The following is a 14429-nucleotide window of genomic DNA, read 5'->3' on the forward strand; positions in this document are numbered from 1 at the left end:
CACGAGACGATAAAGCACAACACAGACGGGGACCCGATGACCTCCAACCCGATTGTGACGCTTGACGGCGTCGCGAAACGCTATGGCGCATTCGTCGCCCTGCACGAAACCGACCTGACGATCGCCGAGGGCGAATTCGTGACCCTGCTCGGCCCGTCGGGCTGTGGCAAGACGACGACGCTGCGCCTGATCGGCGGCTTCGAGCAGGCGAGCGCCGGCGGCATCGCCATTGCCGGCGAGGACGTCACGGAGCGCCCGCCCTACCGGCGGCCGGTCAACACAGTCTTCCAGGACTATGCCCTCTTCCCGCATATGAGCGTGGCGGAGAACATCGGCTACGGCCTCTCGGTGAAATCGGGCCGGGTGGACAAGGCCGAGCGCGACAGGCGCGTTGGCGATGCGCTGGCCATGGTCGGGCTTTCGGGCATGGCCGGCCGGCGGCCCGGCGCGCTCTCCGGCGGCCAGCGCCAGCGCGTCGCCATGGCGCGCGCCATCGTGCGCCGGCCGCGCGTGCTGCTGCTCGACGAGCCGCTTTCCGCGCTCGACGTGAAGCTGCGCGAGGGCATGCAGGTGGAACTGAAGCGCCTGCACCGCGAACTCGGCATCACCTTCCTGATGGTCACGCACGACCAGACGGAGGCGCTGGCGCTCTCCGACCGCATCGTCGTCATGAACCAGGGCCGCATCGCACAGGTCGGCTCGCCGACCGAACTCTACGACCGGCCCTTGAGCCCCTATGTCGCCGATTTCATCGGCGGGGCGAACCTCGTTGAAGCCGAAGCGCTCGGCGGCGACGCCTTCCGGCTTGCCGGTGGGCAGGTCTTGCATAGCCGGCGCGACGGTGCTGCCGCCGCAAAGGGCAGCGTCCAGCTTGGCCTGCGCCCGGAACATCTCCACGTCGCCGCCGCGCAGACGGAGAACGCGCTTTCCTGCACCGTACGGGAGCGCCTCTTCCACGGCGACCGGCTGCGCCTCGAACTCGTGGCCGAGGGGATCGAGGGGCCGATCTTCGCGGAGCTGGCGCGCAGCGCCGTGCCCGCGGACCTTGCGTCCGGCGGCCGCGTGGCGATTGGCATCGACCCGCACGAGGTGCTGGTCTTCGCCGGGGGAGGCACGCGATGAGCCTCACCCGCCGCACCTTCCCCGGTTTTGCCGCCCTGTTCTCGCTGCCCCTCACCTGGGTTCTGTTGCTGATGGTCGTGCCCTATGCGATCATGGTGGCGGTGAGCTTCTGGTCGCGGCAGTTCCCGCTGTTCTACCCGGATTTCCAGTTCGGCAACTACGCGCAGATCATTGCCGAGCCGCAATATACAACCGTCATCCTGAGGACGCTCAAGATCGCCGCCTGCGTCACCGTCTCCGCGCTGCTGCTCGGCTATCCGCTCGCCTATTTCCTCGTCTTCACCATCCGCTCGCGCAAGCTGCGCAACCTGCTCTACATGTCGGTGATCGTGCCGCTCTGGGTGTCCTATCTGCTGCGCGCCTATACGTGGAAGATCATCCTCGGCACGGACGGCGCGCTGAACTCGCTCCTGGTCTCCACCGGCATCGTCTCGGCCCCGCTCGACATCTTCCTCTACAACCAGACCGCCATGGTGGTGACGCTCGTTTATATCTTCGTGCCCTTCATGGTCATGCCGCTGTTCACCGTGCTCGACAATATCCCGCGCCGGCTGATCGAGGCTTCGGAAGACCTTGGCGTCGGCCCGTTCATGACGTTCTGGAAGGTGATCTTCCCGCTGTCGCTGGGGGGCGTCGTCGCCGGTGCGACCATGACCTTCTGCCTTTCCTTCGGCGATTTCGTCGCACCCGTGCTCGTCGGCGGGCCGGACGGCACGATGGTGGCGAACCTGCTCCAGACCCAGTTCGGCGCCGCGCTCAACTGGCCGCTCGGCTCGGCACTCGCCACGCTCGTGCTGGCGCTCGTCCTCATCCTTCTCCAACTCTCCAGCCGTCTCGACCGGGCCGGCCGGGTCGACCTTTCCTAGGAGGCCGCCATGCTGCGCTTGAGATGGTGGCAGAAGGGCATGGTGGGCGTCAGCCTCGGCGTGCTCGCCTTCCTCTACCTGCCGATCGTCATCCTCGTGATGTTCTCCTTCAACGACAGCAAGGTGACGTCCTTCCCCCTCGCCGGCTTCACGCTGCACTGGTACGAGGCCTTCCTTTCCAACGGGCAGATGCTGCGGGCGCTCGCCAACAGTCTTCAGGTTGCGCTGTTCGCGACCATGCTTTCCGTCGTCATCGGCGTGACGGCCGCCCTTGCGCTCGACCGCTACGATTTCCCCGGAAAGCGCCTCTTCCAAAATGTCATCCTCCTGCCGCTCAGTCTGCCGGGCATCGTCACGGGCATCGCCATGTTGAACTTCTACAAGCAGATCGGCATTCCGCAGAGCCTGACGGCGGTGGTGATCGGCCATGCGACGGCGCTGCTCGGCGTCGTCGTCTCGCAGGTCATGGCGCGGCTCGCCAAGATCAACCGCCGCCAGTTCGAGGCCTCCGCCGATCTCGGCGCGACGCCCTTCGAGACCTTCCGCCGCGTGACGCTTCCGGCCATCCGCAGCGCCATGCTCGGCTCGGCGCTGCTGTGCTTCACCCTCTCCTTCGACGAGATCCCCGTCACCTACTTCCTGACGGGCCGGGAAGTGACGCTGCCGATCTACATCTATTCGACGCTCCGGCGCGGCATCACGCCGGAAATCAACGCCATCGGCACGGTGATCGTCGCCGTGTCCTTCGTCCTCATCGTCCTCTCGGTCACGCTCCTGCGCGACCGCGACCAATCCTGATCCATGGAAGGGAGAACAAGCATGGATGCCTCGACCTACACGCACGATTTCTGGCGCAACAAGGCCGGATCGCTGAAATTCCGCACGAAGCACTTCATCGACGGGGCCTATGTCGATTCCGCCGACGGGCGCACCTTCCCGACGATCAACCCCGCGACGGGCGGCACCATCGCCGAGGTGGCGCGCGGCGGCGCGGCCGAGATCGACCGGGCCGTCACTGTCGCCCGCAAGGCATTCCGCTCCGGCGCCTGGTCGCGCATGGATCCGCGCGCCCGCATGGCCGTGCTGGAGAAATTCTCCGCCCTCGTCGCGGCCCATGCGGAGGAATTCGCCGTGCTCGACAGCCTCGACATGGGCAAGCCGGTGATGGACATGATGAACATCGACATTCCGGGCTCCGTCATGTCGCTGAAGTTCTTCTCCGAGACGATCGACAAGATCGAGGGCGCGGTGACCGCCACCGCGGCGAATGCGCTGCACTATATCCTGCGCCAGCCGCTCGGCGTCGTCGGCCTCATCGTGCCGTGGAACTATCCGCTGATGATGGCCGCCTGGAAGCTCGGCCCGGCGCTTGCCACCGGCAATTCCGTCGTGCTGAAACCGGCAGAGCAATCGCCGCTCTCGGCCAATCTCCTTGCCGAACTCTTCATCGAGGCGGGCGGGCCGGCCGGCGTCCTCAACGTGGTGCATGGGCTCGGGGAAGAGGCCGGCAAGGCGCTGGCGCTGCACAACGATGTCGACAAGATCGGCTTCACCGGCTCCACCGAGGTCGGCAAGCTCCTGATGATCTATGCCGGTCAATCGAACATGAAGCGCATCTCGACGGAATGCGGCGGCAAGACACCGCAGATCGTGCTCGGCGACTATGACGATCTCGACACCGCCGTCACCTATGCGGTCAACGGCATCTACGGAAACCAGGGCGAGGTCTGCAACGCCGGCTCGCGCATCCTTGTCGAAAAGCGCATCCACGACGATTTCGTCGAGCGCTTTGCCGCCCGCACAAGGGAGAACTTCGTACTCGGCGATCCACTCGATCCCTCGACGACCATCGGCCCGCTCGTCACCGCCTCGCACCAGAAGCGGGTGCTGGACTATATCGACATTGGCCGAAAGGAAGGGGCGGCGCTACGCTTCGGCGGCGGCACGCTCGCCGCCTCGCCCGCCGGCGCCTTCGTCGAGCCGACGCTCTTCACCGGCGTCGACAACACGATGCGCATCGCCCGCGAGGAGATCTTCGGCCCGGTCGCCGCCATCATCCCGGTCGACGGGATCGATGATGCCATCGAGATCGCCAACGACACGATCTACGGGCTCGCCGCCTCCGTCTGGACGCGTGACGTCTCCAGGGCGCACCGCTTCGCCCGCGACATCGAGGCGGGCGTCGTCTGGGTCAACTGCTTCGACCACGGCGACATGACCTCGATCTGGGGCGGCTACAAGCAGACCGGCAACGGCCGCGACAAATGCCTGGAAGCCCTGACGCAATACACGCAGACGAAATCGGTCTGGGTGAACCTCGACTGAGAGGCACTGCCATTTCAGGGTAGAGGGCGCCGCTGGAGGCGGCGCCCTCAAGGCGCGGATAGGCTTCGGTATAGGGATACTTGGCTGACCAACTCGCCCGCCTCAGGCTATGTCGCCCGAGCGCGAGACATTCCATCCGCAAGGTCGAGCGGCATGACAATCGGTTTCCCCCGGCCTCGCCGAGATGGGCATCGGCGGCGTAGACCGAGCGCAGGCGCTCCCGCATCAGCACCGCGCTCGGCGGGCCGTCGGCCACGATCCGCCCCTTGTCCCGCAGGATCAGCCGCGAGCGCCAGCGCGCGGCAAGCCCGAGATCGTGCAGCGAGGCGGTGACGCTGCTGCCCTCGCCGGCAAGCGCCCGCCCGAACTCAGAAGGACGAGCGCCGGATCTCGGAAGGCGTGGCGGCGAAGCGCCGGCGAAACGCCCGGCTGAATGTCGACAGGTCCGAGAAGCCGACATCGTAGGCGATGGCGGTGATCATGCCGGAATCGGCATCGCGCTCCCTGAGCAGGCGGAAGGCGAGATCGAGCCGACAGTCGCGCACATATTCCGTGAAAGTCGTGCCTTCGCTTTCGAACAGGCGCTGGATGTAGCGCGGAGTGACGCCCTGGCGCTGGGCGACGAGATCGATATGGAGCCCCGGATCGGACAGGTTCTCCAGAACGACCCTCTGCACCAGCCGGAAACGCGCGGCCGCCTTGCTGCGCTCGTTCCGCTCCGCCCCGCCGCGCACGAAGCCGTCGAGCACCAGTGCCGTCAGATCGTAGACATGGCGGGACGCCATGTCGCCGTCCCTGGCCGAGGCGGGCGGATGACGCCGCAGCGTCTCGACATAGTTCGCCAGCAGCGGCATGCCGCAGGCCGTTGCCGGTATCAGGTAGCTTGCTTCCAGCTCGATGCGGGGGGCGAGATCGGCAAGCATCTGGCGATCCAGCGACACGAGATCGACGGTCGTCGGCTTGCCGTACCAGAATTCATGGCAGGTTCCCTCGTTCAGGAGAACGATATCGCTCGGGGTGATCTTGATCAGCGCCTTGCCGTCGATCGAAATCTCATGCTCTTCGTTGTGGATCAGCAGCAGATATTGTTCACGGCCGTCCTGTAGCAGTTCCCGCGTCCGGGCGCCACCCATCGGGTTATAATGCCCCCGGGCCACCGTCAGGCCGCCGGGCAGGGGCATTGCCTCCATGTCGATGCGGACATTGTCGCGGTCGGGGCCGGGGCAAGCCGGCGCCCGCCGATATGACGCGCCATGAAATCGTGCACGAAGGCAAGCCGTTCTCCGCGCGGAACATCTTCCGTTGACAATCGGCGTGTGGGAAACAGGACGGAACCCAACCGTTGTCCTTTCAGTTTGGCGACTTCGAAGGTTTCCAGCAAATACAATGGATGCACAGAATTCGATTCTGTACCGTTTTGCGGAATTGTACAGGTATTCGCGCCACATTGGCTTGATCGACGGCGAACACCAATTTTCCCCCGAGCGAACAAAGTAAGGTCTCCACAGCACGCGTGTTGGAGAGCGAGAGCAGGCGCCGGAATCCATCGGTTCGGCGATCGCTGGAGCGTCTTCTTTACCATCCAAAGTACTGCGAGATTTCCGACCTTCGAAAAGGTTGTGCTGGCCGGAGTGATGATGCTTGGTGCGGAGTTGGTCGAATCTCTTGAGGCATGTCCGACAGCCGCATTTGCCCTTGCTGCCGCCGGCATGATCGTATTTGCAAATGCGGGCGCGCGCCGACTGTTTCGCCTGTAGCACCGGTTTGCAGGTTCCACGTGCAGAGGTTTCTACTAGACTGGCCGCCGTCATCGCAGGTTTCGCAATCTTGCATCACGGATGGCCTCGGCAATCCGCGGTCCGTGCGTCCTGATCACAAACTATTCTTCCTCGCCCTCGGCCGCCGCCAGTGCTTCCTCCTGCACGACCTGCCGGCTGAGCAGCCCGGCATCTTCCAGCGCCTCGATGTCGGGCAGATCGCGCAGCGTCTGCATGGCGAAGGCCGACAGGAACTGCTTCGTCGTCACATAGGTATAGGACGCACCCGGCGTCGGGCTGCGCGGACCGGAACCGAGGAAGCCTGCGTTGCGGAGCGCGCCGATCGTGTCGCGGCTGACCTCCTTGCCGAAGATCTTCGACAGGTCGCCGCGGGTGATCGGCTGGAAATAGGCAACGGCCATCAACACCATCGTCTCGAAGTCCGACAGCGCGGGCGCAGCGCCCCGCGTCGGCACCTGCGAGGCGCGGATTGCAGAGGCATAAGCCGAGCGGCTCCGATGCTGCCAGCCGCCGGCGACGGCAACGATCTCGTAAGGACGGCCGCCCAGCTCTTCCCGGAGGTCGTCGATCAAGAGGTCGATGCTGCACTCCCGGCCCACCACTCGCGCAAGCACCTCGCGGCCGACCGGCTCGGCGGCGGTGAACAGCACCGCCTCGACGCGCAGCATCCATTCGCGCCAGCGCAGCGCCGGCGGCATGTCCGCAAGCTCCCGGTCGAAGAGGACCTCGTCCTCCGTCTTCGGTCTGCGGCCACCAGATGTGCTGGTCGATCCGACCATGGTCACAATCCGAAAATGCGGAAGGAGGCGCGGCCGGAGAGTTCCCGCACGGCGCCAAAACCCTCCAGCCGCTCGAACCGCTGGGTCGCCGCCCAGCGGGAAAGATTGCTGCCGGGGGGCCGTGGCCGCAACGGCGTCCTCCTCGAGCAGCCTCGCCATCACCGCCCCGGCCCCCTTGGTGCGCAGCTTCGGCGCGACGGCGAGAAGCGTATCGGCACGCCGCGCGATCTCACCGGCCGAGCGCAAGGCGGCCCCCGCCCCTTCGACCAGGGCAAGGCAGACGACGCGCGGAAATTCCGGCTCGCCCGGGCGGACACGTCCCCGGCCTCCAGGGTCTTGAAGACCGCACCGGAACGCTCGGCCATCAGCAGCGGAACGGGACGCTCGGCACAGATGCGCGCCACAAGGTCGGCCGCGGCGAAAGGCACGGGCCGGCCGGATTGGAGCGCCGCATCGGCATGGTTGACGGCTGCGGCGAGCCGTGCGTCCCATGCCAGTCCCATGAGGTCTGCGAGTTCGGCCAGGTTTTTCGAAAGGAAGCCGGGTTTCGGCCGGCGAGCCTTCTATAGGCCTGGAACACCTTCCCGGCGGGACCGGGATCGTCTCCTGCGGCGGTGAGGTCGGCAGAGCCGTGGCGATATGCGAACCCATGCCGGAAAGCATACATATTCTGCGCGGTTTCGACCAGGATTATACCAATAACCGCACCGCATGTCTGGTTACGATAAAGAAGGATAGGATTGCCTTATCCGTTGTTTACCCGTTTCAGACAAATGGCCCGATGTCGCTGGTGCTCAGCAAATTCCGCGAAAGCACCGCATCGATCAGAGCGCGACTGCGTTCGCGCTCCGGCGGGTTTTGTCCGCGATCCAGCCCGGGCCTGTCAAGAACTGATTGGTCAAGCGTTCATATTCAGCCGAACTGCGTAGCAGCGGATCGGTCACTATTGGTCTGCGCGACGCTGGCGAAATGCGCGTCTCACCCGCTCCTCCCATCCTATCGATGAGCAGGCGAGGCGCCCTCGCCGGGTCGATGCCGGTGGGCTTGGCAGGGCGCATGAGCAGCCCCACCACATCGGGAGAAGAGTTCAGGTTACAGCGGGGGCCGCCCGATCATGACGGCCCCTCCCCCCGGGTTTTCCGTTTTCAGTCTTCTTCCTGGAAAACCTCCTCACGCTTCTTCTTGACCGAAGGCAGGAAGACGACGATGAGGACGGCCAGCGCCACGGCCAGCAAGATCGCGCTGATCGGGCGCGTGAAGAACGTGGTCGGGTCGCCGCGCGACAGGATCATGGCGCGGCGCAGGTTCTCCTCCAGCAGCGGCCCGAGCACGAAGCCGAGCAGCAGCGGCGCCGGCTCGCAGCGCAGCTTGACCAGCAGGTAGCCGCCGAGGCCGAACAGCGCGACCGCATAGAGGTCGTAGACATTCGAGTTCACGCTGTAGACGCCGATTGAGCAGAAGGCCATGATGATCGGGAAGAGCACGTAGTAGGGCACCGTCAGCAGCTTCACCCAGAGGCCGATCAGCGGCAGGTTCAGCACGACGAGCATCAGGTTGCCGATCCACATGGAGGCGATGATGCCCCAGAACAGCGTCGGCTGCTCGGTCGCGACATTCGGGCCGGGCACGATGCCCTGGATGATCATCGCCCCGACCATCAGCGCCATGACCGGATTGGCCGGTATGCCGAGCGTCAGCAGCGGGATGAACGAGGTCTGCGCCCCGGCATTGTTGGCCGATTCGGGACCGGCGACCCCGGCGACGGCCCCCTGGCCGAATTCTTCCGGGTGGTCGGAAACGCGCTTCTCCACGGTATAGGAAGCGAAGGCCGCGAGGATCGCCCCTCCCCCCGGCAGGATGCCGAGCGCCGAGCCGATGGCCGTGCCGCGCAGCACCGGGCCGACCATGCGCCGGAAATCGTCCCGGGTCGGCCACAGGCCGGAGACCTTGGCCATCACCAGGCTGCGCGTCTTCTCGCCTTCGAGGTTGCGCAGGATCTCCGCGATGCCGAACACCCCGACGGCGACCGCCACGAAGTTGAGCCCGTCGGAATATTCGCGGATGCCGAGGTTGAAGCGCGGCGTGCCGGTATAGATATCCGTGCCGACGAGCCCGAGCAGCAGGCCCAGCGCCACCATGGCCAGCGCCTTGACGATGGAGCCGTGGGCGAGCGCGATGGACGAGACCAGGCCGACGACCATCAGCGAGAAATATTCGGCGGCGCCGAACTTCAGCGCGATTCCCGTCAGGGGTATGGCGAAGATCGCGACGAGGAAGGTGGAGACGGAGCCCGCGAAGAACGAGCCGAGCGCGGCGATGGAGAGCGCGGCCCCCGCCCTGCCCTTGCGCGCCATCTGGTAGCCGTCGATGGCCGTCACGGCGGACGAGGATTCGCCCGGCATGTTGATCAGGATGGCCGTGGTCGAGCCGCCGTATTGCGCGCCGTAATAAATGCCGGCGAGCATGATCAGCGAGGAGACCGGCTCCAGCTGGAAGGTGATCGGCAGGAGCATGGCGATGGTCGCCGTCGCGCCGATGCCGGGCAACACGCCGATCAGCGTCCCGAGCAGCACGCCGATAAGGCAGAAGGCAAGGTTCGCGGGCGAGGCCGCCGTCGTGAAGCCGAGGGCAAGATTGCTGACAAGATCCATATCCGCCTCCTAAAGCCGCGTCCAGGGGCCGAAGCGCTCGAACGGCAGCCCGAGGGCGTAGCTGAACACCACGACGGAGAAGAGCGTGATCGCCCCGGCAAGCAGCACCGCCATCAGCGGCTTCATGCGCGAGGAGGCGAAGGCGGCGATGAGCGCGGCGAAGAACAGCGAGGGCACGAAGCCGAGCCCGCGCACCGTGAGCCCGAAGAAGACGGGCGCAGGCAGGATGAACAGCATGCCGCGCAGCGCCAGCGGCCCCATGGGCTCGCCCTCCACCCGCGTCGCCTGGACCAGCACGACGACGCCGAGCAGCGCCAGGATCACGGCGAGGATCAACGGGAAGAAGCCCGGCCCCATGCGGAAGGCGGTGCCGAGTTCCAGGTTGAGGCATTGATAGATGAAGAAGCCGCCGAGCGCGATGAAGGCCAGGCCGCAGATGGCGTTGGTACGGTCGAATTGCAATTGCTTCATGGGATCCCCTCTCCCGGCGGCCGGACGGGCCGCGCTGGCCGGTGACGGCCCGGGACGGCGGTCAACACCGTCCCGGGCCGATCCGTGCGGCGGTCAGTCCGCGTACTGGCCGGCGGCCTCGATGACGGGCTTCCAGCGGGCGATCTCGCTTTCGAGCTTCGCCTTGAGCGCGGCCGGCGTCGCTTCGGCCTCGGCGGAGGGCGCCGTGCCGAGTTCGGCGAAGCGGGCGACGACGTTCGGGTCCTTCAGCGCGAGCTGCAGCGACTTGGAAAGCCGCTCGGTCACGTCTGCCGGCGTGCCCATGGGCGCATAGATGCCGTGCCAGATGCCGACCTGGAAGCCGGGCAGGCCGGCTTCTTCCGCCGTCGGAACGTCGGGCAGGTTGCCGAGGCGGGCAGGGGACGTCACGGCATAGGCCTTGATCGTGCCGCCCTGGATCTGCTTCGTCGTGTTGGTGGTCTGGTCGCACATCACGTCGACCTGGCCGCCGAGCAGGTCGGTCATCGCCGGGCCGGTGCCCTTGTAGGGAACGGTGACGAACTGCGTCTCCATGGCGCTCATCAGCAGCATGCCGCACAGATGCGAGGCCGCGCCGATGCCGGCATTGGCCACGGTCACCGTGTCCTTGTTGGCCTTCATATAGTCGATCAGGCCCTTGAGGTCCGTCGGCTCGAAGTCCTTGCGCGCGACGATGGTCATCGGCACGTCGGTGACGAGGCCGACATAGTCGAAGGCGTTCAGCGTGTCATAGGCGAGCTTGCGGTAGAGCGTCGCGCTGGTCGCCATGCCGATATGGTGGAGCAGCAGCGTATAGCCGTCCGGGTCGGCGCTGGCGACGCGGCCGGCGCCCAGCGTGCCGCCGGCGCCGCCGACATTCTCCACGACGATCTGCTGGCCGAGGTCCTTCGACATGGCCTCGGCGACGAGGCGGGTCACCGTGTCGGTCGGGCCGCCGGCGGAGAAGGGCACCACCATGGTGATGGTCCGTTCCGGATAGGTCTGGCCGAGCGCAGAGGTGGCGAGCAGCGACACGGCGAGCGCAGCCGAAACGCCGAACATGGCTTTTAAGGTCTTCATCAAATCCTCCCGATGAAATGACCAGCCGGCGTGGCTCCTCCCGCGCCGGTTCTGGATGGCCTAGAAGGGCCGCCGTGACGGCAGGAAGGCAAGCGGCGAGGGGACTTTACGGGTGAGTTTACGGCGGTAAACCCGTCCGGATGGGTGGAGACGGGAACAAACGGACGTAAGGATGGGTGGAAATCCACCCATCCCGGGCGCTAGACGTCGTCGTGGAGCAGGTCGGACCTCAGATTCTTGTCCAGCCCGTACTTCTGCATCTTCTCGTAAAGCGTCTTGCGGGAGACGCCGAGCTGCTCGTAAACCGGCTTCAGGCTGCCGCCATGAGCGGCGAGCGCCGAGGCGATCAGGCCCCGCTCATAGGCCGCCACCCGGTCGGCGAGGCGTTGCGGGCCGGCGTCCGGCGCGGCTTCGTCCGGCGCCGTGTCCAGCCCCAGCACGAGCCGGTCGGCGAAATTGCGCAGCTCCCGCACATTGCCCGGCCAGCTCCGGCCGGCAATGTCCGCCGTCAACTCCGCCGGCACGTCGATATCGGCGCGGCCGTAGCGCGCCGCGGCCTCGCGCACGAGCTGGAGGAAGAGGAGGGGAATGTCGGCCCGGCGCTGCGCCAGCGAGGGCACATGCAGCGTCGCGACATTGAGCCGGTAGAGGAGGTCGGCCCGGAACCGTCCGGCCGCGACCTCCAGTGCCAGGTCCACCTTGCTGGTCGCGATGAAGCGCAGGTCGAGCGGCACGGGCTCGTTGGAGCCGAGACGGGTGATGACGCGCTCCTGTAGCACGCGCAGGAACTTCGCCTGCAGGTCGAAGGGCATGGAGCCGATCTCGTCCAGGAGGATCGTGCCGCCGCGGCCGTGCTCGAACTTGCCGAAGCGCGGCCTGAGGGCCCCGGGAAAGGCCCCGGCCTCATGGCCGAACAGCTCGCTCTCGATCAAGGTCTCGGGCAGGGCCGCGCAGTTGATCGCGATGAAGGGGCGGTTCGCCCGGGCGCTGATATCGTGCAGCGCGCGCGCCACCACCTCCTTGCCCGCCCCCGTCTCGCCGATGACGAGCGTATCGGCATCGCTCGCGCCGATGGCCCGCAGCCGGTAGCGCAGGTCCACCATGGCCTGCGTGCGCCCCGGCAGCCGGGCCTCGATATCGTCCCGCTTGCCGGCGACCGCCCGCAGGCGCCGGTTCTCCAGGACGAGGCTGCGGCGATCCATCGCCCGGCGGATGATGCCGGCGAGATGCTGCGCCGTGAACGGTTTCTCCAGGAAGTCATAGACGCCGGCCCGCATGGCGCTGACCGCCAGCTGCACATCCGCATGCCCGGTGACCAGGATGACCGGCACCTCCGGATCCACCTCGCGGATGCGCTGCAAAAGCGTCATCCCGTCCATGCCCGGCATGCGGATATCGCTGACCACCACCCCGTCGAAGGCATAGCCGACGAGTTCCAGCACGGGCTCGGCGCTGGCGAAGGTGTCGACCGGCAGGTCGAACAGTTCCAGCGCCTGCGCCGAGGAGCGCCGCATCTCCTCCTCGTCGTCGATCAGCAGGATGCGCGGCCCGCTCATTGCGCCGCCTCCCGTGCATGGCTCGCCACATCGAGCACGATGCGGAAGACGGCGCCGCCATCGGGATGGTTCCGGACGGAGAGATTTCCCCCGAAGTCCTTGATAATATTATAGGAAATTGAAAGGCCGAGGCCCAACCCCTTGCCGACGCCCTTGGTCGTGAAGAAGGGATCGAAGATACGGTCGGCGATCGCGGCCGGCACGCCCGGCCCATGGTCGCGCACCTCGATGACGACATGATCGCCCTCGCACCGTGCGGAAAGCCGGATCCGCCGGTCGTCCAGCCCCTCGACGGCGTCGGCCGCGTTGCTGATGATGTTGACGAGCACCTGCTGGAGACGGACCGGACCGGCCCGCACGACGAAGGCCTCGTCCGCGAGCGTGACCGCAAGGTCGGCGGCCGCCGCCTTCAGCCGCGGGGCGACGATCTCCATCGTGTCGGCGAGAACCTCCGACAGGAGAACCGCCCCGAGCTTCTCGTTCGGCTTGCGGGCGAAGTTGCGCAGGTGGCGGCTTATCGAGGCCATGCGGTCGATGAGGGCGGAGATGCGGCGGACATTGTCCTGTGCCTCCGGCACGCGGCCGCGGTCGATCAGGACGGCCGCGCTGTCGGCATAGGTCTTGGCGGCGGCGAGCGGCTGGTTGAATTCATGGGAGAGGGCGGCCGACATCTGGCCGAGGCCGGCGAGCTTTCCGGCCTGGATGAGGTCGGCCTGGGTCTTGCGCAGTTCCTGCTCGGTCAGCCGCCGCTCGGCGACCTCCAGTTCGATCTGCTCGTTCACCCGGGCAAGGTCGGCGGTGCGCTCCTCGACGCGGCGTTCCAGCTCGTTGCGCGCCTCCTCCTGCAGGCGCAGCCGCTCCACCACCCGGGCGCGGCGCTGCCAGAGGACGGCAAGCCCCAGCCCGGCAAGGCAGATGAACAGCAGGATGGCGATGAGGGTGGTGCGGGCCTGCGCGCGCACCGATGCCGTGTCGAGCAGAACGTTCACCGTCCAGTCCGCCTGCGGCATGTATTGCGAAAGCTGGAGATATTCGCGCGTCGAGCCGGCGCTGGCGATCCGCATCAGGTGTTGACCGTGGTAAACACTCTCGGCGACGGGGAGGGGCTTCAATTCCGCTTCGGCATAGCGGCGCGAGGCCTGGGTGCGGGCAAGGCGAGGGGCGTCGAGCGGAAGGATGCCGTTATAGAGCCAGGCCGCGTTGCCGGTCATGAAGATGATCCCCTCGGGATCGGCGACGAAGATCTCGTATTCCCCGCCGCGCCAGGAGGCCTCGATCGTGTCGATATCCACCTTGAAGACGATGACGCCGAGGATCGCGCCGCCCGCTTCCACCGGAGAGGAGAAGTAATAGCCGCGCTTCAGCGACGTCGTGCCGAGCGCATAGAACCGCGCCTGCCGGCCCGCGATCGCTTCCTTGAAATAGGGGCGGTAGTCGAAATTCTGCCCGACGAAGGTTCCAGGCACCTCATAATTGCTGGCTGCGACCGTATTGCCGTCCGGTGTCATCACATAGATATCGGACGATTCCAGCAGGCCGTTGATTTCTTTCAGATATTGATTGGCCGTCCGGCGCAGGCCCGGGTCCGAGGGCGATTGCAGCAGCGCCTCGATATCGTCGTGGTCGGCGATCAGCGCGGGCAGGGGCTCGTAGCGGCTGAGATGGCCGCCGAGCGCGGCGACCGCGAGGCGAAGCGTCGTGCCGGCCTGCAGGGAGGCGTCGTCCATATAGCTGCGGGTCAGCAGCGCGCCGCCCTGCAGGATGATGAGCACCACGACGATCGGCAGCATCACGAAGGCCAGGG

The 14429-nt window shown here is 66.4% G+C and carries 11 protein-coding genes and 1 pseudogene; 4 read left to right on the forward strand and 8 right to left on the reverse strand.

All coding sequences use genetic code 11. The features are described 5' to 3' along the window. The first annotated feature begins 36 nt into the window (after positions 1-36). Genes AB3G45_RS06260 through AB3G45_RS06275 form a run of 4 tightly spaced genes read left to right on the forward strand, consistent with a single transcriptional unit; the run spans position 37 to position 4313 of the window. Entirely contained in the window at positions 37-1122 is a 1086-nt protein-coding gene (locus AB3G45_RS06260) for an ABC transporter ATP-binding protein (protein ID WP_367829739.1), read from the forward strand. Next, positions 1119-1988, forward strand: coding sequence for an ABC transporter permease (locus tag AB3G45_RS06265; protein WP_367829740.1), 870 nt, complete (start codon positions 1119-1121; stop codon positions 1986-1988). The genes AB3G45_RS06260 and AB3G45_RS06265 overlap by 4 nt, the downstream gene beginning before the upstream one ends. A gap of 9 nt (positions 1989-1997) precedes the next feature. After that, entirely contained in the window at positions 1998-2786 is a 789-nt protein-coding gene (locus tag AB3G45_RS06270) for an ABC transporter permease (protein WP_367829741.1), read from the forward strand. 21 nt (positions 2787-2807) lie between these two features. Then, positions 2808-4313, forward strand: a complete 1506-nt coding sequence (locus AB3G45_RS06275) for an aldehyde dehydrogenase (RefSeq protein WP_367829742.1) — start codon at positions 2808-2810, stop codon at positions 4311-4313. Between the two features lie 368 nt (positions 4314-4681). Here AB3G45_RS06275 and AB3G45_RS06280 read toward each other — a convergent pair whose 3' ends face one another. The 8 genes and pseudogenes from AB3G45_RS06280 to AB3G45_RS06315 all read right to left on the reverse strand — a co-directional run bounded on the left by AB3G45_RS06280 (position 4682) and on the right by AB3G45_RS06315 (position 14415). Continuing rightward, on the reverse strand, positions 4682-5494 hold the full coding sequence (locus AB3G45_RS06280) for a helix-turn-helix transcriptional regulator (RefSeq protein ID WP_367829743.1): 813 nt from the start codon (positions 5492-5494) through the stop codon (positions 4682-4684). Positions 5495-6192: 698 nt separating this feature from the next. Continuing rightward, entirely contained in the window at positions 6193-6870 is a 678-nt protein-coding gene (locus tag AB3G45_RS06285) for an SMC-Scp complex subunit ScpB (RefSeq protein WP_367829744.1), read from the reverse strand. Between the two features lie 2 nt (positions 6871-6872). Next, a pseudogene (locus AB3G45_RS06290) lies at positions 6873-7489 on the reverse strand (DUF1403 family protein); the annotation flags it as partial. 526 nt (positions 7490-8015) lie between these two features. Continuing rightward, positions 8016-9521, reverse strand: coding sequence for a tripartite tricarboxylate transporter permease (locus AB3G45_RS06295; protein ID WP_367829745.1), 1506 nt, complete (start codon positions 9519-9521; stop codon positions 8016-8018). A 9-nt stretch (positions 9522-9530) separates the two neighbouring features. After that, the gene (locus AB3G45_RS06300; protein ID WP_367829746.1) at positions 9531-9992 is read right to left on the reverse strand and encodes a tripartite tricarboxylate transporter TctB family protein; all 462 of its coding nucleotides are present in this window, start codon (positions 9990-9992) and stop codon (positions 9531-9533) included. A 93-nt stretch (positions 9993-10085) separates the two neighbouring features. Beyond that, on the reverse strand, positions 10086-11069 hold the full coding sequence (locus AB3G45_RS06305; protein WP_367829747.1) for a tripartite tricarboxylate transporter substrate-binding protein: 984 nt from the start codon (positions 11067-11069) through the stop codon (positions 10086-10088). 200 nt (positions 11070-11269) lie between these two features. Next, a complete protein-coding gene (locus tag AB3G45_RS06310) occupies positions 11270-12625 on the reverse strand; it encodes a sigma-54-dependent transcriptional regulator (RefSeq protein ID WP_367829748.1) in 1356 nt (451 codons plus the stop codon). Next, the gene (locus AB3G45_RS06315) at positions 12622-14415 is read right to left on the reverse strand and encodes an ATP-binding protein (RefSeq protein ID WP_367829871.1); all 1794 of its coding nucleotides are present in this window, start codon (positions 14413-14415) and stop codon (positions 12622-12624) included. The genes AB3G45_RS06310 and AB3G45_RS06315 overlap by 4 nt, the downstream gene beginning before the upstream one ends. Between the last annotated feature and the right edge of the window lie 14 nt (positions 14416-14429).

It is taken from the genome of Shinella sp. S4-D37, assembly GCF_040812195.1.
GTDB lineage: Bacteria > Pseudomonadota > Alphaproteobacteria > Rhizobiales > Rhizobiaceae > Shinella.